Origin of the sequence: Lishizhenia tianjinensis, from assembly GCF_900116425.1 — a bacterium.
Lineage (GTDB): Bacteria > Bacteroidota > Bacteroidia > Flavobacteriales_D > Crocinitomicaceae > Lishizhenia > Lishizhenia tianjinensis.
In genome coordinates, this window is record NZ_FPAS01000001.1 from 412,780 (window position 1) to 431,904 (window position 19,125).

The 19,125-nt window shown below is 37.4% G+C and carries 20 protein-coding genes; 6 read left to right on the top strand and 14 right to left on the bottom strand.

All coding sequences use genetic code 11. From position 1 onward, the window contains the following. Positions 1-8: 8 nt before the first annotated feature. The 13 genes from BM327_RS01945 to BM327_RS02005 all read right to left on the bottom strand — a co-directional run bounded on the left by BM327_RS01945 (position 9) and on the right by BM327_RS02005 (position 11,747). On the bottom strand, positions 9-596 hold the full coding sequence (locus tag BM327_RS01945; RefSeq protein ID WP_090245742.1) for a thioredoxin family protein: 588 nt from the start codon (positions 594-596) through the stop codon (positions 9-11). A gap of 39 nt (positions 597-635) precedes the next feature. Next, positions 636-1,646, bottom strand: a complete 1,011-nt coding sequence (gene corA / locus BM327_RS01950) for a magnesium/cobalt transporter CorA (RefSeq protein WP_090245744.1) — start codon at positions 1,644-1,646, stop codon at positions 636-638. A gap of 30 nt (positions 1,647-1,676) precedes the next feature. Beyond that, positions 1,677-2,285: a DUF1684 domain-containing protein gene (locus BM327_RS01955; protein WP_090245745.1), complete on the bottom strand. Its 609-nt coding sequence runs from the start codon at positions 2,283-2,285 to the stop codon at positions 1,677-1,679. A 1-nt stretch (position 2,286) separates the two neighbouring features. Further along, positions 2,287-2,952, bottom strand: coding sequence for a YggS family pyridoxal phosphate-dependent enzyme (locus BM327_RS01960; RefSeq protein WP_090245747.1), 666 nt, complete (start codon positions 2,950-2,952; stop codon positions 2,287-2,289). Then, positions 2,949-4,196 carry a DUF1015 domain-containing protein gene (locus BM327_RS01965; RefSeq protein ID WP_090245749.1) on the bottom strand — a complete coding sequence of 416 codons (1,248 nt, stop codon included), beginning with the start codon at positions 4,194-4,196 and terminating at the stop codon, positions 2,949-2,951. Before BM327_RS01965 ends, BM327_RS01960 begins: the two co-directional genes overlap by 4 nt. A gap of 74 nt (positions 4,197-4,270) precedes the next feature. Next, a complete protein-coding gene (locus BM327_RS01970) occupies positions 4,271-5,236 on the bottom strand; it encodes a D-2-hydroxyacid dehydrogenase (protein ID WP_090247586.1) in 966 nt (321 codons plus the stop codon). Between the two features lie 29 nt (positions 5,237-5,265). Continuing rightward, the gene (gene serC, locus BM327_RS01975) at positions 5,266-6,324 is read right to left on the bottom strand and encodes a 3-phosphoserine/phosphohydroxythreonine transaminase (protein WP_090245751.1); all 1,059 of its coding nucleotides are present in this window, start codon (positions 6,322-6,324) and stop codon (positions 5,266-5,268) included. Between the two features lie 242 nt (positions 6,325-6,566). Then, positions 6,567-6,875, bottom strand: coding sequence for a 30S ribosomal protein THX (locus BM327_RS15995; protein WP_090245753.1), 309 nt, complete (start codon positions 6,873-6,875; stop codon positions 6,567-6,569). 97 nt (positions 6,876-6,972) lie between these two features. Then, positions 6,973-7,647, bottom strand: a complete 675-nt coding sequence (locus BM327_RS01985; protein ID WP_090245754.1) for a TrmH family RNA methyltransferase — start codon at positions 7,645-7,647, stop codon at positions 6,973-6,975. A gap of 55 nt (positions 7,648-7,702) precedes the next feature. Next, complete coding sequence (locus tag BM327_RS01990) at positions 7,703-7,975, bottom strand: HU family DNA-binding protein (protein WP_090245755.1); 273 nt, start codon at positions 7,973-7,975, stop codon at positions 7,703-7,705. 315 nt (positions 7,976-8,290) lie between these two features. Beyond that, positions 8,291-9,250, bottom strand: a complete 960-nt coding sequence (fmt, locus tag BM327_RS01995; protein ID WP_090245757.1) for a methionyl-tRNA formyltransferase — start codon at positions 9,248-9,250, stop codon at positions 8,291-8,293. Next, positions 9,250-10,578, bottom strand: coding sequence for an MATE family efflux transporter (locus BM327_RS02000; RefSeq protein ID WP_090245759.1), 1,329 nt, complete (start codon positions 10,576-10,578; stop codon positions 9,250-9,252). Before BM327_RS02000 ends, fmt begins: the two co-directional genes overlap by 1 nt. Continuing rightward, positions 10,578-11,747 carry a class I SAM-dependent rRNA methyltransferase gene (locus BM327_RS02005; protein ID WP_090245761.1) on the bottom strand — a complete coding sequence of 390 codons (1,170 nt, stop codon included), beginning with the start codon at positions 11,745-11,747 and terminating at the stop codon, positions 10,578-10,580. The genes BM327_RS02000 and BM327_RS02005 overlap by 1 nt, the downstream gene beginning before the upstream one ends. Positions 11,748-11,971: 224 nt before the next feature. Between BM327_RS02005 and BM327_RS02010 the strand changes: the two genes are divergently transcribed. The 4 genes from BM327_RS02010 to BM327_RS02025 all read left to right on the top strand — a co-directional run bounded on the left by BM327_RS02010 (position 11,972) and on the right by BM327_RS02025 (position 15,086). Further along, entirely contained in the window at positions 11,972-12,406 is a 435-nt protein-coding gene (locus tag BM327_RS02010; RefSeq protein ID WP_090245763.1) for a hypothetical protein, read from the top strand. Continuing rightward, positions 12,399-13,325, top strand: coding sequence for an ABC transporter ATP-binding protein (locus BM327_RS02015; protein ID WP_090245765.1), 927 nt, complete (start codon positions 12,399-12,401; stop codon positions 13,323-13,325). The genes BM327_RS02010 and BM327_RS02015 overlap by 8 nt, the downstream gene beginning before the upstream one ends. Beyond that, positions 13,318-14,202 carry a YihY/virulence factor BrkB family protein gene (locus tag BM327_RS02020; protein ID WP_090245767.1) on the top strand — a complete coding sequence of 295 codons (885 nt, stop codon included), beginning with the start codon at positions 13,318-13,320 and terminating at the stop codon, positions 14,200-14,202. Before BM327_RS02015 ends, BM327_RS02020 begins: the two co-directional genes overlap by 8 nt. Before the next feature lie 83 nt (positions 14,203-14,285). Beyond that, entirely contained in the window at positions 14,286-15,086 is an 801-nt protein-coding gene (locus BM327_RS02025; protein WP_090245770.1) for an XRE family transcriptional regulator, read from the top strand. 116 nt (positions 15,087-15,202) lie between these two features. Here the strand turns inward: BM327_RS02025 and BM327_RS02030 are convergent, their stop codons facing one another. Beyond that, positions 15,203-16,156 carry a DUF3078 domain-containing protein gene (locus BM327_RS02030; protein WP_090245773.1) on the bottom strand — a complete coding sequence of 318 codons (954 nt, stop codon included), beginning with the start codon at positions 16,154-16,156 and terminating at the stop codon, positions 15,203-15,205. Between the two features lie 176 nt (positions 16,157-16,332). Between BM327_RS02030 and BM327_RS02035 the strand changes: the two genes are divergently transcribed. Together BM327_RS02035 and BM327_RS02040 are read left to right on the top strand one after the other, a co-directional pair. Continuing rightward, positions 16,333-17,511 (top strand): acetyl-CoA C-acyltransferase, encoded by a 1,179-nt coding sequence (locus BM327_RS02035; protein ID WP_090245775.1) that lies wholly within the window; start codon positions 16,333-16,335, stop codon positions 17,509-17,511. Between the two features lie 371 nt (positions 17,512-17,882). Further along, positions 17,883-18,869, top strand: coding sequence for a T9SS type A sorting domain-containing protein (locus tag BM327_RS02040; protein ID WP_090245777.1), 987 nt, complete (start codon positions 17,883-17,885; stop codon positions 18,867-18,869). The last annotated feature ends 256 nt before the right edge of the window (positions 18,870-19,125 follow it).

Here is a 19,125-nt window from a genome sequence, read left to right on the forward strand (position 1 = left end):
ATAGTTGTTTAAACGGCAACTTCTGCTGTTTTCAACAGTTCAAGTACTTCTTGCTGTAAGTCTTGTCCTTTGTTTTTATTATACCATTGTTGGAGTATAATTTTTTGCTCCTCAAAGGGCGTATTGTTTTTCTTGAATCCCAAATAGAGTTCTTGTGCTTCTTTCGGTCTTGGTCCCCAAGTAAAAAGATCTTCTTCCTTAGCATTGCGCACTACAATTTTAGGAACACTTTTACCGCCATTGGTTAAGTAATCATCTATCATAAAGGGAGGAGTATCTCTCAATACAATTTTAAAATTGATGTTACTGTTTAATTCGGACAACAAATAGAACAAGGGAAGGTTGTGGGCAGCATCTCCACACCAAGGTTCTGTTATGGCATACCAGGTTTGGGGTGCATCTATGCCTTTAACTTGGTGTATCAAAGCTTCATTCAATTCTAGTTTCTTAAGCCATCTATCTTGCCTTGATCTATTTAATTTCACATAATTAAGATAGGCTTCTTTGTCGTAAGGTGCGGCTGTAATTGCTCCGCTTAAAATAGCATTAAATTGTTCTAAATATTCTTCCCAAGTAAGGATGTTTGATGTTGCCATAATATTGTTTTTCCTTTTGAACGTTTGAAAATTATTTCCTTACAACCATTTTTTTCGTTTGAAATAAATGAGCATGGCAATGGCTAAGATTATCATAACGGCCATGCAATAGAAATAGGCGTTTTTATAATGCAATTCTGGAATGTTGTCGAAGTTCATACCATAGATACCTGCAATGAAAGTTAAGGGAATAAATATGGCACCAACGATGGTCAATACCTTCATGATTTCATTCATTTTTTGACCTTGAATGGCGTAGTAGATATTGCCCAAACCTTCTAAAATGGATTTATTACTCTCTATCTCATCCAGTAAACTCAAACAATTATCGCGTAAATCGGAGAAGAAGTATTTGTTCTCTTCATCTATTTGAATGTTGTTGAGTTTTTCGAGTTGACCGAATAATTCTTTAAGTGGGAATACAACCTGTCTTAATTCTATGAGTTGTCGTTTTTCAGCTTCTATTTCTTTGAACAGACTGTGATCATCTTCCTCAGCCATGCGTATATCATATTCTTCGATTTTTTGCTGAACGTCTTCAATTACCTCAAAATAGTTATCAATAATGGCTTCGAGGAGCTTATACAAAAGATAATCCGCACCGCGTTTACGAATTCGACCTTTGTCAAACTCTATACGCTCTCTTACATCTGTAAAGTGATCAGATTTTTTCTCTTGGAAGGAGATTAAATAATTCGATCCTAAAATAAAGCTAAGCTGCTCTTTTTTAAGTTCTAAACTTGTTGTGTTTGGCTCTAGAGAGCGCAGGGAAAAGAAAATGTAGCTATCAAATTCTTCTACCTTAGGGCGTTGTACAAAGGTGTAAATATCTTCTACAGAAAGTGGGTGCAAGCCCATTTCTGTGGCGAAATCTTCAATTTCTTCCTTGCAATCTATAGAATGAAAGTTGAGCCAATGTACACTGTGATCGTGTTTATAATTGTCTAACCAAACAGGAAAACATTCCTGCGCATTGCTTTTGATAAGGTTCACCTCCTCAGCATTGTAAGCGTAATACTGCGTAGGTATTTTCAATTTGTTGTCGTCCATACTACTAAAATAGTAGAATTGACGATATACTTATGGGTCCTCTCTTAAAATTGGAATCTTTTCTCCGGCCTCTATTCTAACGTGTACTTTGTTTTCTCTTGGGGTAACCGGACAAGAATATCTATAAGAATAAGCACAATAAGGGTTATACAACATGTTAAAATCAAGTACTATGCTATCTCCTTTTTCAGGTTTATTGATATCCAAATATCTACCCGTAGGATAACTCTCATCAGGTATGGTATAGTCATCAATAGGGAAGAAGAGGTAGTTTTCGTATTCTTCTTTTTCCAAAAGATTCATGTTTTGATATACAGGAACCTCTAACAAGGAGTCTCCAACGTAAAAGCTTAGGTATCCGTACCTTCTGTATTTAGGTCTTCTTGATGTACTGGTTTTCATCTTAATCACGTCCCCCACATCTTTTCTGAAACCGGCAGTGATTACCCAGTTGCTGTCAACCTCAAAGAAGTCTAAACGTACAAAGTGTGCTTTTTCATCTTCATTTAAAAATGAGGTGCTGTCTAACATGTGTTGGTTGCGTTCTATTCTAAGTTGTGTTATAGAATCAACGTAGCTGTTTTGTCCTATACTTATAAAAGTAAGGAGTAGCGCGTAAAAGGTAAATAGTGTTTTCATATCAGTAGTTTCTAGTTCCAAAAATAGTACTTCCTACACGTATCATCGTGCTGCCTTCTTCAACGGCAATTTTGTAGTCACCACTCATACCCATAGAGATTTCTTTAAAATCTGGGTTGAATTTAAAGTAGTGACTTTTGATGATTTGAAAGTAGTTATGTAAGGTTCTAAATTCGTCTGCTACTTGCGAAGTGTTTTCTGTATTGGTTGCCATACCCATTACCCCAACAACATTGATGTTTTGCATTTCCACAAATTCATTGTCGTTTAAAAGTTCTTTGGCTTCTTCAAAAGAGAATCCAAATTTTGTGTCTTCTTGGGCGATATGAAATTGAAGTAGCACCTTGATGATTCTATCATTTTTAGCGGCCTGCTTATTGATTTCTTTTAACAGACGCATGCTGTCTACAGCATGTATTAAATCTACAAAAGGGGCAATGTATTTCACCTTGTTACGCTGTAGATGCCCGATTAAATGCCACTTAATATCATTGGGAAGAGCTTCGTGTTTTTCAACGAGTTCTTGCACTTTGTTTTCACCGAAAATACGTTGACCACCCTGGTAGGCAGTTTCTATATCAGCAACAGGTTTTGTTTTGGATACGGCAACAAGGGTAACCTCTTCACCAATTTCTTCCTTTATCCTATTTATCGTTTCAACTATCATTCGTTAATCTTATAAATGGTTAAACCACTTCGCATTTTTGGCTCTACCCAAGTAGATTTTGGCGGCATGATTTTATTTTCGTCGGCAACGGCCTTTACCTGATCTATCGTTACGGGGAACAATACAAATCCTACTTTATATTTCCCTTTGGCGATTTCTCTTTCTACACCTAAATGACCTTCTTCACCCGAAATGAAATTGATGTCTTTGTTGGTTTTTAAATCCTTTATATCAAAGATAGGGGAGAGAATGTACTTTGTCAAAATTTGTGCATCAATTTGATCCACAACGTCATCCGATTTTAAGATGTTGGGTTTACATTTTAACTTGTACCAATTCCCATCCATACAACAGTGCATTTCGTGCATGTTTTCTGGTGAACAGGCTCCATCTAGTTTGCTAACTTCAAAGTTTTCCTCAAGGGCGGATAAGATTTCTTGCGGTGTATGACCATTCATAGTTTTCACCAAACGGTTAAATTCTAAAATGGTTAAACGCGTTTCGTCGATTAAGAAACCAAGGATGTAATTGTAGTTTTTGTCTCCCGTTGCATTAGGATTTCTTTCCTTTAATCGTTCACTTAAAAGCGCAGAACTTGCCGATCTATGGTGTCCATCAGCAATATAAGTTGCCTCTATACTTTGGTAAGCTTCAATTAATTTTTCCTTCAATACATCTTGTACTACCCACAATTCGTGCTTAACGGTATCTGCTGTACAAAATTCATATTCTGGTCGTGCCGAACAAATGATTTCTAATAAATCGTCTATCAATTTGTCTTTGCGGTGAGAAATAAGAACAGGTTCTGCATTAAAACCAACGATGTCTAAATAGTTGGTAAACATCTCCTCGCGCTCCGTTAGGGTTGCTTCGTGTTTTTTAATGAGATCGTTGTTGTATTCTTCAACACTGGCACCGGCAATTACACCTGTGTAAACGTGTCCATTTTTAGTCTGTTGATAAACATATAAAGCTTCCTCATCTTCTTGTTGTAGGATACCTTGTGCACAAAACTCTTCAAAAACGTTACGCACATTTTTAAATCTTTCGGGTGAATTGGGTTCTGTTCTCAACTCTTCCGAAATGTTGTGTTCTGGGTTAATGATGTGTATAAAGGTGTAAGGGTTATCCTCTAGTTTGGCTTCAAGAATGTTGGGTTTGTACGTGTAATAAGGGCGTGAAGCTACTAAATGAGCTTTATCTCTTGTTGGTCGTACTGCTTTAAATGCTTTAAGTTTTGCCATAATATCAATTGAGTAAAAAGGGGACACAAAAAAGGTTGGACAGAAGCCCAACCTTTAAAAGTATTTGTAAAAAATTATTTAGAACCGAAGTTCGAAACAATGATATCTGCTAATTCTAAACCTATACGTGCTTGAGCTTCAACTGTAGCTGCACCAATGTGAGGCGTAGTAGCGATTTTGTCGTTTGTCAATAAATCTTGACGAGGGTTTGGTTCGTTTTCGAATACGTCTAAAGCAACGTTTGCTACTTTACCAGATTCTATAGCTGCCAATAAAGCATCTTCATCAATAACACCACCTCTGGCAGCATTAACGATGCGAACACCATCCTTCATTTTATCAAATTCAGAAGCTCCTAGAACTGCTGATCCGTCTTTTTGTTTTGGAACGTGTAAAGAGATGAAATCAGAAGCAGCCAACATTGCAGAAATGTCTGTAGTTGTTTTAACCTCTGCTTCAATTCTACCCACACCTTCTATCGTTAAAGGGATGCTTACGCTTTCTTCTTCTCTAGAAACAGCAATTACTTTCATTCCACATCCTAAGGCATAAGATGCTAAAGATTGACCGATTCTACCGAATCCGATAATACCTAAAGTTTTCCCTCTTAACTCAACTCCTTTACCGTATTTTTTCTTCAATACTTTAAAGTCATTTGCACCATTCGCTGGCATGTTTTTAAAAGAATCGTGTAAAGAACGAGAGATAGAGAATAAGTGTCCCATTACCAACTCAGCTACAGATTGAGAAGAAGCTGCAGGTGTATTAGAAACAATAATTCCTTTGTTACGCGCGTACTCAACATCTATGTTGTCCATACCTACACCACCTCTTCCGATGAATTTAAGGTTAGGACAAGCATCGATTAAGTTTTCTCTCACTACAGTAGCAGATCTAACGATCAAAGCCTCGTAGTTTTCGTTGTTGATAACCTCGATTAATTTGTCTTGTTCTATCGTTTCTGTGCTAACTGTATGTCCAGCTTTTTCCAAAGCTTCTTTACCTTCTGCTGATATACCGTCGTTTGCTAATATTTTCATCATTGTATTTTCTTTTGGAATTAAGCGTATTATTTATTGAAGTTGTTCATTACATCAACAAGTACTTCAACACTGCTTAATGGCAATGCATTGTACATAGATGCTCTAAATCCACCAACTGATCTGTGACCTTTCAATCCAACAATACCTGCTGCATTCCAAGCTGCGTTGAACTTATCTGTTAAGCTTTCGTCAGTTAAACGGAAAGTAACGTTCATTTCAGATCTATCTTCTACCGCTGTAGTTCCTTCGAACAATGGGTTTTCGTCTATTGTTTTGTAAATCAATTCAGCTTTTGCTTGGTTTTCTTTAGCAATTGCTTGAACTCCTCCATTTTCTAACATGTGTTGCAAGTTTAAGTTAGCAACAAATACAGAATATACTGGAGGTGTATTGAACATAGAATCTTTTTTCGCGTGGATCGCTAAGTCTAAGTAACTTGGGATGTGCTCAGCTGTAGATTTACCTAAAATTTCATCTTTAACGATGTATAAAGTAGCTCCTGCTGGACCTAAGTTTTTCTGCGCTCCTGCGTAAATAATATCAAAATCTGCAACGTTGATTTCTTTAGAGAAGATGTCAGAAGACATATCACACACTAAAGGAACGTTTGTTTTTGGGAAGTCTTTGAATTGCGTACCAGCAATGGTGTTGTTAGAAGTAAAGTGTAAGAAATCTATATCTTCTGGAATTTCGAATCCTTTAGGGATGTAAGAGAAACCTTTGTCTTGAGAAGATGCAATTTCTACAACATCTAAACCAATTCCTTTTGCTTCTTTAATTGCGTTTGTAGCCCAAGTACCAGTGTTGATGTAACCAGCTCTTTTGTGTTTCCCCATCATGTTGTAAGCCGTGATCAAGAAACCTAAACTCGCTCCACCTTGTAAGAACAATACAGTGTATCCAGCCGGAACGTTTAATGCTTTCTTAACATTCTCTCTAGCTTCTTCCATTACTGCAACGAAGTCAGCGCTACGGTGAGAAACTTCTAAAATTGATAGTCCATTAAAATCGATAACTGCTGCTGCAGCTTTTTTAAAAACTTCTTGTGGTAAGATACAAGGACCAGCTCCAAAATTGTGTTTCATTTTTGATATTTTTTGATATGTTCAATTGTGCGGTGTAAATACTTTGTAATCAATGTGTAAGTATAGTTTATTACAAGTGTGTATTACAGTGATTTATCCACAGCACAAAATTGTAAAATTATTTATGAAATTCACCACAATTTAAGGAGATAAAATGAATTAAAATGAAAAGATTTTAACACAATAAAAAAAAGTCCCCAATCTTAATAGAATGGAGACTTTTTGTTCATCTTATGTTTATACTATTCTTCTTCGTCTTTCTTTTTAGCGGTAGACTTCTTTGCTGTGGAAGTCTTTTTAGCTGCTGTAGTTTTCTTTGCAGTTGTACTTGTTGATTTGGCCGCTGTGGTTTTTTTAGCCGTGGTAGTTTTTTTAGCTGCCGTTGTTGTACTTGCTTTTTTTGCAGGTGCCTTCTTTTTCACCGGTTCAGCTTTCGTTGCTTTTTCAGCGCTTGGTTTTGCATTGGGCATCGCTTTTTTCTTCGGACGAGTAATTCCGTAGCTGCCTCTAAATCGTTTACCTTTTGCTGTTTTCACATCTCCTTTTCCCATGTGCTTTTTTGTTTATAGTTTGCTCTAATGTAAGTATTTAAAACTTAATTATCAAGCACTTGAAGGGCAGAGGAGAAGAAGTTGTGTATAGCGCGACTTATAGACGTTTTATGATTTCTCTTTCCATTTCATCTGCATTGCGCAGTATTTGCTTACACCAAGAAATTTTTAGTTCAACGATTTCTTCAGGAGATAACTTCCAATCAACTTCGGAGTTTTCTAATCGATTTCTAAGGGTGTGCATCACCAATGCTGCTGAAACTGACACGTTGAAACTTTCGGTGAATCCATACATAGGAATATGCACGTATTCATCGGCCATTTCCATGGCTGTATCCGAAAGTCCAGTCCACTCCGTCCCAAACATGATGGCGGTTTTGGGAGTGATGTCTAAATCGTGTATGGTTACACTTTTTTTATGTGGACTTGTAGCTACAATTTTATAGCCTTGACTTCTTAAATGATTGATACAATCTTTGGTTGCATTCTCTTTCGAAGTGTACTGTTTTAAGTCTATCCATTGTGTTGCACCTTTCGCAATTTCTGGATCAACTTTATATTTGAATTCGTTTTCTATGATGTGTAAATCTTGAAAACCAAATAAATCGCAACTTCTTACAACCGCAGAGGCATTGTGTTGTTGGTACATATTTTCAACAACTATGGCCATGTGGCGTGTTCTCAATTGAGAGAGACGGTCAAACATTTCTTGTTTGTTCTCTGTAATGATATCGTAAAAGGCGGCGAGTACTTGTTCTCTTTGATTATCCATATTTATAGCAATAAAAAAAGGGAGCCGAGGCTCCCTTCATCTTTGATAAACCTTATTAGTTTACTTTGTCTTGTAAATCAGCACCTGCTTTGAACTTAACAACGTTCTTAGCAGCGATTTGAATTTCTTTACCAGTTTGTGGGTTTCTTCCAGTTCTAGCAGCTCTCTCAGAGATAGAGAAAGATCCAAATCCGATTAATGAGATTCTATCTCCTTTTTTCAACGCGTCAGTTGTAGCGTTGATAAATCCGTCTAATGCTTTTTTTGCATCAGCTTTTGATAATCCAGCATCTGAAGCCATCGCTTCAATTAATTCTGCTTTGTTCATAGTTTTGGTTTTTGTTTGTTTTCAAAATTAACTGTAACAAATATATACGAATAAGCTTATTTAGCAAGGGTTTCAGAAAAAAAATAGTCGCTTCTGTTGATAATTCCGGCAAAATGTTGATAAGAATCCTTGTAAACCTTTGTATTCGAGGGTTTTGAAGGTGTTGTGCGAATAATAAAAAAAATACTGCGAATTTCAATTTTGTATAATAAACGCTTTAATCCCCCTATTTTACTGAGGTTTTTCCCTACAACGTATTACTTAGTAGAACCGGGCTTTGTCAAAAGTTTTGACGAGATACTCGTCAAGCTCTTCTTACAAGGTAATTTCCCATTCTTCCGGACGGTAACCTTGCATAAATTGCTGCGCAGTTAAACGCTTTTTACCTTCCATTTGAATTTCATGAATTTCTAAGCTTCCTGTTCTTAGGGCTAAAATTAATTTTCCATCCAATTCTATAAGCGCTGGAACTTCGTTCGCTTTAGAAGAGTGTAGGGTCGTTTTAAAAACCTTGAATGTTTTATTATTGTCGGCCTTCGTATTGTGCATGGTAAACCAAGCTGTAGGGTAGGGCGACATTCCTCTCACAAAATTGTGTATCTGTTGTACATCCCAATCAAAATTAATAGCACAATCGGGTTTAAATATTTTCGGAGCAGGTTTCAATTCTTCCTCCGTTAATTGACTTTGATCAATTGCTTCGAACTCTCCACTTGATATTTTCAAAACACTTTGGAGGGTAAGTTTTGCTCCGAGGTGCATTAATCTGTCGTGTAATTCTCCCGCAGTTTCGTTTTCACCTATGGCAATGGCTTCTCTTTCGATAACCATACCAGTGTCTATTTCTTTTTCTATAAAGAAGGTTGTTACTCCAGTTTCTTTTTCGCCGTTAATCACAGCCCAGTTAATAGGCGCAGCACCTCTGTATTGTGGTAGTAAACTACCGTGAAGGTTTATGGTTCCTTTTGGCGGCATAGACCAAACTACTTCTGGCAACATTCTAAAGGCTACAACTACAAATAAATCGGCATTGATTGCTTTTAAGTTACCAATGAAATTTTCATCCTTAAGGTTGGTAGGTTGTAAACAAGGAATGTCGTGTTCCAAAGTATATTGCTTAACGGCACTTTGATTGATCTTTTGTCCACGTCCAGCAGGTTTGTCTGGAGCAGTAATACAAGCTACTACATTAACCTCTGTGCTTTTATATAATGTATCTAATATAGTAACGGCGAACTCAGGAGTTCCCATAAAAACGATGTTCAACTTTTTCATTAAATAACTTTTTGTTGCCAATTAAAAAATTTGAGATATCCTATGGAAAGTATACTTAAACTTCCAAAATAGATGTACTCTACAAACCACACATTGAATATGTCAAATTGCCAAACCTTCACAAAGAAGTAGGCGCATACAAGGTAAATGATAATACTAGTAATTTCAATGATTAGGGTTACGCGTGTATTTCCCGACCCATTGATGGTTTGAAAAAAGGGCGTAAAACAGCCGAATATTAACATGGAACCAAAGACCATTCTGAGTATACGAGCGCTTTCCTCTAAATATTCTTCTTTACTATTTACTATGCTTATAAGTTTTTCTGGATACAAAAGCGCCCCGTGAAATATAAGTAGCGTAAAGGCAATTACGAGAAGAATGATGCGCTTTTGCACAAGTTTGATGCCCTCAAAATTTCTGCTTCCCATGTAATTAGATACATAGGTTTTGGTAGTGGCTGCGAATCCAAAAATGGGCACAAAAGCCAGCATGTAAATGTTTCTGATGTTCTGTGAAACGGTTAAATCATACAAGCCTCTTTGTTCTATCCAAGTGAAAAAGGCTGTCCATGTTGCCAATGCTAAAAATCCTTGCAAAACCAAAGGAGTACCTATTTTCCACAATTCCTTAATGTTACTCCATTTTACTTTTAATTCAGAAAATACCTTATAGGTTTTGTTTTCCTTCGATTTAAAAAGTACGGTGAGTAAGAAAAGACTGGCCAATACTTCGCCAATAACGCTTGCTAGGGCCGCGCCTTTTATTCCCATGGCAGGTATGCTTCCTGCTCCAAAAACCAAGAGAAGATCAAGTCCTATATTAGAGATGGCCAGTATAATAGAGCCTAACATTATTATCCAGGTTTTACCCAGTGATAAAAAGTAGGCATTTAAGGCAAGCATTAAAGCACCAAAGAAGAAACCAAAACTCCTTATGGAAAGGAAGTCGATTTGTTCGTAGGCGAGTGCTTGACTATTGGAATAGGATAGAAGGGCAGAGGGCATCAAGAATTGTAGGAAAAGGAAAAACAAGAGTCCTAAACCTAGATTACTTAAGATACTGGAAGGAACAATGTACTTTACGGCATCAATTTTTTTATCCCCTATACGGTTAGAAATCAATATTTGCGAAGCATCTCCCAATCCGCTCATACCCATGAATAGGGTTACATATACCAAACCGGCGTTACCCGAAGCGTCATAACTTAAAGTATCGAAATGGTTTAAAATTGCCGCGTCTGTTATCATTACAATAGACTGCACAAACATTCCCAACATCATAGGAATGGCAATTTTTAAAATAGATATGTAACTCGGGTTTAGCATTAGTCAACTTGAATCACCAATCCTTTTAAATATTCACCTTCTGGGTGGAAGGCATTGATAGGGTGATCTGAAGGTTGGTGCAATTGCTCCAATATTCTTACGTTTCTTCCACATTGAATGGCCGCAGCGATAACCGCTTTGTTAAATAAGAACTTATCTACCACTTGCGAACAGGAGAAGGTGAAAATAATTCCTCCCGGTTTAATTTGACGAATAGCATTTGCATTCAAACGCGTATAGGCCTTGATGGCCTTGTGACGTTTGTCCCTATGCTTGGCAAAAGCAGGAGGATCCAATACGATAACATCGTAATCTGTTTCAAGATTGTGTACGTATTTTACTGCGTCGGCTACTATGCTGTTATGACGTTCTCCTAAATTATTCAAGGCTACGTTTTCTTCTACTAAATCAATCGCTTTTTGAGATGAGTCTAAACTATCTACTTGCGTAGCACCAGCTTCTAAGGCGTAGAGACTAAATCCTCCCGAGTAACAGAAGGTGTTCAATACTTTTTTGCCTTTACAGTAGTTGGCCAATAATTTTCTATTTACACGTTGGTCAATGAAGAATCCTGTTTTTTGTCCAGAAATCCAATTGATAGAAAAAGGAATACCATTCTCCTTAGCAATGTGTGGCACAGGGACTTCACCGTATAAATATTCATTTTCCACATCTACACGATTTGGTAAGGTCTCTTTACATTTGGAATACACCGCTTTTAAATCATCTCCTAGAGCTACTTTTAAAGCTTCAACGATATTCGCCGCAGACAAGAACATTCCCACAGCATGAGCTTGGAATATGGCCACTCCGTTGTAGTAATCGATGATCAATCCGGGTAAATTATCTCCTTCACCGTGCACCAACCTACAAATCTGGTTGTTTTCAGAAATCAATCCTTGCGTACGGCGCATTTCAACGGCATTGACAATACGCTGGTTCCAAAACTCTTGGTTGATTTCAACGTCGTCAAAACTCAATACACGAACCGCTATAGAACCCGGTTGAAAATGACCCACGGCCAAAAAGTTTTCATAGGGGTCTACACATCTTACCAATTCCCCATCTTCGAATTCAGAAGTATCGGTTAAAATAGCTCCTGAAAAAATCCAAGGGTGCTTTCTTTTAATGGCATCTAATTTCGATTTGCGTATGGCGATATTTTTCATCTTTTCTTTCGTGTATGTATATTGAGGCGACTAAAATAGAAATTGCCGTGCATCTGGCGTTGCTTTGAGGTTAAATCTTATCCAAAAAAGTTCGTTAATGAAGGAAAAGAGCAAATGATAGTAGTTCTTGAGCTGAAAATAAAGAGGAGAATGAAAGAAAGAAATTAACTTAGCACGCACTTAGAGAAAATAATTAATTTAGAGATAAAATAGAACGCATCATTATGAAGTTAAAGGCACATTTTTACTTGTTGAACATAGATTTTTCACCCGAATATGCAGCAGCCCATCACAATGGAGAGGAGTCTGAAAACAACATAAAATACGAGTGGGAGGATGCTATGAGTTTAAAAAATGAAATTGTAGCATTAGATGTTTTTGAAGGAGAATATCCCTTACAAGGTGAATTGCCCAATGGAGAAGCTTTTAATGAGGCTGTTCCTAACATGACCTTATTTGAAGCCTTGGGTGACGATCAAAGTAAAACTTATTTTGCCGTTTCAACTTCTATTATCGATCACTACACCATAGAAGACGAAGAGGATAAGAAGGTTTTGAAGGTGTATTTAAAAGATTATGAACCATTGGCAAATCCTATTCCAGGAGTGTACATTGCTTCACAAGATTACCCTACGAAATTGATTTTAGAATATGCTTAAAGTTACCGATCTCTCGTTTAATTATCCGGATAATCCAGACACCTTTACTCAGCTGAATATGGAAGTGGCAGAAGGTGAAGTTGCCGCCGTTGTTGGTCCTTCTGGTTCTGGTAAATCGACTTTTTTACAGTGTTTGGGTGGTTTGTTACAACCCAAGGAAGGGAAAATTAAAATAAACGGAGAAAAGGTACTTGGACTTTTTGAACAGTTAATAGCAGGACACGATGACATCGCTTTGGTAAACCAAGATTTTGCTTTAGATGATTATCATACAACAGAAGAGAACATACGCAACATCATCTTAAATCTTCCTAAAAAGGAAAGAGATGAATTTGTACAAGAATTATTGGATCTCTTGGATTTGAATTTGGTGGCTAAGCAACAAGCTATTACCCTTTCTGGAGGTGAACGCCAACGTTTGTCATTAGCCAGAGCATTGGCCAAGGAACCCAAGTTATTGTTGTTAGATGAACCGTTTTCACATTTAGATATTCACTTGCGTCGTAAAGTAGGACACTACATTAAAAAGCTGTGTGAAATACGTAAAATGAGTGTGATTTTGGTAACCCACGAAGGAGAAGAAGCCTTAAGTTGGGCAGATACACTTTACTTTTTTTACAAGCACAAAATGAAGAAAAGAGGTGCACCTTTAGCGGTGTACAATGCGCCCAAAGATTATTTTGAGGCTTCATTTTTTGGAGAATGCAATGTGGTTGTTATCGATAAAAAGGAATATTTCTTTAGACCACACGCTTACGGCTTATCGAAAGATGATACCTATAAACATCAATTAGAAATTTCATATCAATACGCCGATTTTAGAGGTGCTTATTTCGCTAATTTCTTTACATGTGGTGAGGAAGAGATTGTGTTGTATGCACCAAACAACTTAAAAGAACTAAACACCTGTTATGTCTAAAGACCAAGTAAGAAAACTCAGCTGGAAGGAAATTTTTAAATTGAGTAAAACCAGTTTGATGGAGTTTTTCAATGCGGACAATTTTATGCACGGTGCGGCGTTGGCCTACTATGCAATTTTCGCCTTGGTTCCCATAGTCTATTTGGCCATTACCATCTTTGGAAGTGTAGTGGGTGAGGAGGTGATTTTAGAAATCATTCAAGATGTTTTACAACAAAATATTGGCATTACAGATGTGAGTGGTATTATGGCCTTCGTTGCTGAACTAAATATTTCTCAGGGTAATATCATATTGAAAGTTGTGGGGATCGTGGTTTTACTTTTCTCCTCAACGGCTTTATTAAATGCCCTTAAAAATTCCATCAATAACTTTTTTGGAATTACGCCTAAGAAGAATAAGAATTTCGTGCTCGAAACCTTGATTTCTAGAGCCATTAGCATAGGTATTTTATCCTTGTTTGGGGTGTGTTTAATAGTGACTTATTTTACGCAAACCATCATTTTTTCTTTAACTGATCAATTTATCGCTTCGGGAAGCGGCGTGCGTTCTACCTTTTACCTTATCGTAGAGCATGGCTCTTTAATAGCGGTGAATGTTATACTCTTTGCCTTTATTTTTAAGTACCTCCACGATGGTACAGTGAAATGGAAATTAGCTTGGGGAGGAAGTTTGTTTACCTCCATCTTGCTCTATCTCGGACACTTATTAATCAAGTTCTATTTGGTCAATTATTTCTTTGCGGCCAACGTCGGTTTTGCAGGTACTTTGATGGTTATCCTTACTTGGATGTTCTATTCTTCACAAATTATTTTTTTAGGTGCCAAATTTACAGCGGTGTATGCGAAAATGGTGGGTAGACCTATTGTTGCCAAATAATTAAGCGTTTCTATGATGGGATTTTAATAGTTTATTTATATCTTTGATTGAAATTCAGTCATTTATTCGCTAATAAACTCATCATGCATTTAGGTCAAAATCTTAAAATACTCCGTAAACTCAAGAAACAATCCCAAGAAGATATTTCTAAAAAGCTTGGTTTAACGCGTTCTACTTACAGTGGTTACGAAAACGGTGTTGCTGAGCCAGGTATAGAAACTTTGGTGAATATCTCGAAGTATTTCCACATTCCATTAGACGATTTGATTAAGAAGGATTTTTCAAAAATGAATGAATCTACCTTAAGTTCTGTCGAAAAAGGATTGTATGCGGATGTTTCGGGAAAAAACCTGAGAGTTTTAACTACGGTGTTGACCGAAGACAATGAAGAAATCATAGAAATGATACCCGAAAAGGCGAGAGCTGGATATACAACAGGTTATGCAGATCCTGATTATATTAAAGTTCTGCCAACCTTCTCTTTACCTTTCTTATCTAAAAACAGAAAGTACAGGTCTTTTCCTATTCAGGGAGATAGTATGCCGCCAGTTGGTCCGGGTTCTTTTGTAGTGGCTGAATTTATACAGAATTGGGCAACCATTAAATCAGGAACGCCTTGTATAGTGGTGACGAAAGAAGATGGAATCGTTTTTAAAATCGTTAACAACCATTTGGAGGAAAAGCAATCTTACCAATTGTGCTCTACAAACTTAAACTACGATCCTTATTATGTTCACGTGAATCAAATTGTGGAAATGTGGAAGTTTGTAAATTACATCTCTCCAGAATTGCCAGATATTAAACTAGAGGAAGGAGAATTGTTGGCCACCATGAAGCATTTACAAGCCGAAATTCACGAATTGAAAAATACATTGAAACGTTAGAATAGTAACTCTCTCTTATTTTGACTTTTTCAGAAAAGACTTCCAGTAATTAGATAGGAAACTTTAAAGCATAAAAAAGCCCTGAATTATTTCAGGGCTTTTTTGTTGAATAAGTTCTATTTTTTCTCACGGTAATTAGCCATGGTGTACGCTAAACCAACTCCTATCACCTGTTTGAATTGCGTTCGAGGTCCTGAGTTTCCTTTCGCATCTCTAATGGTAATATCATCGTCATAGATTAAATTGGCTTGAACTGAAGCTGAAAACCATGAGTTAACCTTAAAGGTGATAATTGCTTCAGCGTTAACGTCAATATTCTGAGGATTGTTCATGTAGTTAGAGAAAAGTTCTAATCTTGATTTCAATTGTATATTCTCCATCAATTCTCTGTTGTACAAGATTCTGGCGTATGATCCGAGTTCAAACCTAAATTGTTCTCCAGGAGTTAAGAGTAATCCATTTACATCAAATAATCCTGGTTCTACGCCAAATGCACCTTGATTCGCCAATCTTTGGTCTCTAACGATGGTCATTTTAGACGAAACAGGCGATACAAATACGTTGAAATTATCATTCGGTGCATATTCTATCCCCAGTGATAAGTTTACATAACCAGGAGCTAAAAAAGTAGAAGAGTATAAAGAATCTTCTGGTGAAACAAAACCATTCAAAGTTTGTGTTTTAAAGCCTCCTAATACTGTAATGTACCATGGGTCTTTTAGTCCGTAGCCAAAATTGGTTTGGAAATCAATAACATCATCTGTTTTTTGCAACATGTCTCCATCACCGTCATCTAAATATTGAATCCCCCCTAAAGCAAAATTCAAACGGTTGTCCCATTTAATCTTATCTTTTTTATAATTGGCTTGTAAGTTTGCAAATCCTAAACCCGAGAGGTTATTTCTACCTCCAGCAGCCCAATTTGTAAATGTAGATTGCGTTAAGTTTAAACCAAACAAAGATTTTAATTTCCAGTCTGGATTTAGCGGTTTTTGTACAGTATCATTTTCTGCTCCAAAAGAGCTCAGCGCAAATGAAATTACTGCTGTAAGTGTAAAAAGTTTATTCATAATGTGTTGTTTAATGTTCCAAAAATGGCACTTTTTATCCAATATTTGGCGTGTTAAGCATAGTATTTATCAAGAGCCTACGGTGTAAAAGTGCATCTTTGTCGATAAGTTCCATCGCTTTTCCATAAGGGTACCATTTAGTTTTATTATTTTCGCAAAAATCGAAATTAAAAAACATGAAAGAAGTATATATTGTTTCGGCGGTAAGAACGCCAATGGGAAGCTTCCTTGGAGCTTTATCTAGTGTTCCAGCAACACAATTAGGAGCAACAGCTATTAAAGGTGCTTTAGACAAAGGTGGTGTAGCCAAAGAATTGATTGATGAAGTATTTATGGGTAATGTTCTACAAGCGAACTTAGGTCAAGCACCTGCACGCCAAGCGGCAATGGGAGCTGGTTTAGCAGAAAACGTTCCATGTACTACAATTAACAAAGTATGTTCTTCTGGAATGAAAGCAGTTAGCCTTGCAGCTCAGAGTATTCTTGCGGGTGACAACCACATCGTTGTTGCTGGAGGTATGGAAAACATGAGTGCGGTTCCTCACTACGTTCAAGGTAGAGTAGGAACAAAATTAGGTGATATGAAAATGGTAGACGGTATGGTTAAAGATGGTTTAACTGACGTTTACAACAATACCCACATGGGGAACTGTGCTGAGAAATGTGCAGCTGAGCACAACTTCTCAAGAGAAGAGCAAGATGCTTTCGCTATCGCTTCTTACGAAAAAGCTGCAAAAGCTTGGTCAGAAGGTAAATTCGCAGATGAAATCGTTCCTGTAGAGGTTCCACAAAGAAGAGGTGACGCTATTATCGTTGCTGAAGATGAGGAATACAAGAATGTGAAAATGGATAAAATCGCGAGCTTGCGTCCAGCATTCCAAAAAGACGGAACAGTTACTGCAGCCAACGCTTCTACGTTAAATGACGGAGCTTCTTGTTTAATCTTAGCTTCTAAAGAGGCTGTTGAAAAGCACGGATTGAAGCCTATCGCGAAAATCGTTGCTTATGCAGATGCAGCTCAAGAGCCAGAATGGTTTACAACGGCTCCAGCTAAAGCATTGCCTATCGCATTAGGAAAAGCAGGTTTAACTAACGATGATGTTGATTTCTGGGAATTAAACGAAGCTTTCTCTGTTGTAGGTTTAGCGAACACTAAAATCTTAGGAATTGATGCCAACAAAGTTGACGTGAACGGTGGTGCGGTTGCTTTAGGTCACCCACTAGGTTCTTCAGGATCTCGTATCTTGGTTACTTTGATCAATGTATTGAAACAAAACAATGGTAAAATCGGTGCTGCTGGTATTTGTAATGGTGGTGGTGGTGCTTCTGCTATGGTGATAGAAAACATCGCGTAAGCAGTAGTTTTATCTACAGAATATTAGGAAGGGAAGGAGCTTTAGGTTCTTTCCCTTTTTTTGGGCATGTAGTTTTCTCTTTTCCATAAACTCCAAAGCGTAAACTACCTCGTCATTCCTTGCAAGGCTTCCTCTTTTAACTACAAAAACTCGTCGCCTTCAAAGCTTGGCCGCTTTTCTTTCTCTTGTTTTTCTACATCAAAAACCTCCAGGCTTTCCTGTACTACAGCTCATGCGATGGAGTAAATACAAAGTTGAGAGGAATGTTTTTCACATACTTCATTTAACCATACCCTGAGTTTTTTCTTAGTTCATCCCTCAAATTCTTGAGAATCATTATTAATTTTAACGCAACGTTATAAATCAATACTATGAAACACTTAATACTTTCAGCAGCGCTGTTCAGCGCCGGTGTCTTATGCGCACAAACAACCCTTAGTTCTTCAGATGTAAGCCCGGTAATGGGAGAAGTCGTTGATATCGTTGGGGTAGACTATGTTAATCCTGGATCAGCTGGTGCAAACCAAACGTGGGATTTTTCAAATATCACTACCACAAATGTTACCGCTCAAACAGAAGTTTTTGCATCGAATGCAAATTATCCTGGTGCTAACTTTAATTATGTTACTACAGCTGTAAATGGGGGACAGACAAGTGTAACTTCTAACTTTGTTGACCTCACGGCAAATAGCGTTTTGGTACACGGAATTGAAGTGACGGGTGCAGATATCGTTTATTCAGATCCTCAATTAGCTATGTTCTTTCCTATGACATTAAATGATGCGCAAACGGATGCTTTTACTGCAACCATGACAGGGCAAGGAATGACCATAGATAGAACAGGAACTACTACAGTTACCATAGATGGAGAAGGTACCTTGATTTTACCGAATCAGACCTACCAAAATGCTTTGCGTGTTCACGTTACCTCTACAATAGAAGATGCATATATGGGCCAAGTATATGCCACAACAACCACGGAAGTTTATGCATGGTACGCAGCGGGAGTTCATGGTTATATCTTACAATTCTCATCGCTTACTTCTCAAGGTCAAACTGCGCAATCTGGAGCTATGTTCGTTGATCAAACAATAGGTACAGAAGAAGTAGAAGAGGATTTGACTTTAACTATTTCTCCAAACCCGTTTAACACAGAGGTGAAAATTGACAACCTAACAGAGTCTGTTGAGAAAATTGAAATCTACGATCTTTCTGGTAAAGTGGTTAAAACTGTAGTTACCGAAAATGTTACTTCAACCATTATCGCTACAGATGACCTTCAAAAAGGGATGTACATCTTAAAGGCCTTTGGTGAAGAAGGAGAGGTGTTAGATACACAAAAGGTGGTGAAACAATAATACGAAGTAGTCCAAAAATATTCAAAGGGAAGGAGCTTATGGTCTTTCCCTTTTTTTGGGCATTCATTTTCCTTCCTTCCGTAAACTACAGTAAGTAAAATACCGCGTCATCCCCTTCAAGGCTTCGTTTTTCACTTAAAAAAGTTAGTCGCCTAAAAAGCTCAACCGCTTTTCCTTCTCCTGCTTTTCTACAGTAAAAAAACTCCAGGCTTTCCAGTACTACCGCTAATGCGAATGAAATTCTTGCTTTTATGAC

What these genes read in the sequence shown, in the direction of transcription:
- BM327_RS01945 (WP_090245742.1), bottom strand. Translation starts at nt 596, where the DNA reads ATGGCAACATCAAACATCCTTACTTGGGAAGAATATTTAGAACAATTT.
- corA (WP_090245744.1), bottom strand. Translation starts at nt 1,646, where the DNA reads ATGGACGACAACAAATTGAAAATACCTACGCAGTATTACGCTTACAAT.
- BM327_RS01955 (WP_090245745.1), bottom strand. Translation starts at nt 2,285, where the DNA reads ATGAAAACACTATTTACCTTTTACGCGCTACTCCTTACTTTTATAAGT.
- BM327_RS01960 (WP_090245747.1), bottom strand. Translation starts at nt 2,952, where the DNA reads ATGATAGTTGAAACGATAAATAGGATAAAGGAAGAAATTGGTGAAGAG.
- BM327_RS01965 (WP_090245749.1), bottom strand. Translation starts at nt 4,196, where the DNA reads ATGGCAAAACTTAAAGCATTTAAAGCAGTACGACCAACAAGAGATAAA.
- BM327_RS01970 (WP_090247586.1), bottom strand. Translation starts at nt 5,236, where the DNA reads ATGAAAATATTAGCAAACGACGGTATATCAGCAGAAGGTAAAGAAGCT.
- serC (WP_090245751.1), bottom strand. Translation starts at nt 6,324, where the DNA reads ATGAAACACAATTTTGGAGCTGGTCCTTGTATCTTACCACAAGAAGTT.
- BM327_RS15995 (WP_090245753.1), bottom strand. Translation starts at nt 6,875, where the DNA reads ATGGGAAAAGGAGATGTGAAAACAGCAAAAGGTAAACGATTTAGAGGC.
- BM327_RS01985 (WP_090245754.1), bottom strand. Translation starts at nt 7,647, where the DNA reads ATGGATAATCAAAGAGAACAAGTACTCGCCGCCTTTTACGATATCATT.
- BM327_RS01990 (WP_090245755.1), bottom strand. Translation starts at nt 7,975, where the DNA reads ATGAACAAAGCAGAATTAATTGAAGCGATGGCTTCAGATGCTGGATTA.
- fmt (WP_090245757.1), bottom strand. Translation starts at nt 9,250, where the DNA reads ATGAAAAAGTTGAACATCGTTTTTATGGGAACTCCTGAGTTCGCCGTT.
- BM327_RS02000 (WP_090245759.1), bottom strand. Translation starts at nt 10,578, where the DNA reads ATGCTAAACCCGAGTTACATATCTATTTTAAAAATTGCCATTCCTATG.
- BM327_RS02005 (WP_090245761.1), bottom strand. Translation starts at nt 11,747, where the DNA reads ATGAAAAATATCGCCATACGCAAATCGAAATTAGATGCCATTAAAAGA.
- BM327_RS02010 (WP_090245763.1), top strand. Translation starts at nt 11,972, where the DNA reads ATGAAGTTAAAGGCACATTTTTACTTGTTGAACATAGATTTTTCACCC.
- BM327_RS02015 (WP_090245765.1), top strand. Translation starts at nt 12,399, where the DNA reads ATGCTTAAAGTTACCGATCTCTCGTTTAATTATCCGGATAATCCAGAC.
- BM327_RS02020 (WP_090245767.1), top strand. Translation starts at nt 13,318, where the DNA reads ATGTCTAAAGACCAAGTAAGAAAACTCAGCTGGAAGGAAATTTTTAAA.
- BM327_RS02025 (WP_090245770.1), top strand. Translation starts at nt 14,286, where the DNA reads ATGCATTTAGGTCAAAATCTTAAAATACTCCGTAAACTCAAGAAACAA.
- BM327_RS02030 (WP_090245773.1), bottom strand. Translation starts at nt 16,156, where the DNA reads ATGAATAAACTTTTTACACTTACAGCAGTAATTTCATTTGCGCTGAGC.
- BM327_RS02035 (WP_090245775.1), top strand. Translation starts at nt 16,333, where the DNA reads ATGAAAGAAGTATATATTGTTTCGGCGGTAAGAACGCCAATGGGAAGC.
- BM327_RS02040 (WP_090245777.1), top strand. Translation starts at nt 17,883, where the DNA reads ATGAAACACTTAATACTTTCAGCAGCGCTGTTCAGCGCCGGTGTCTTA.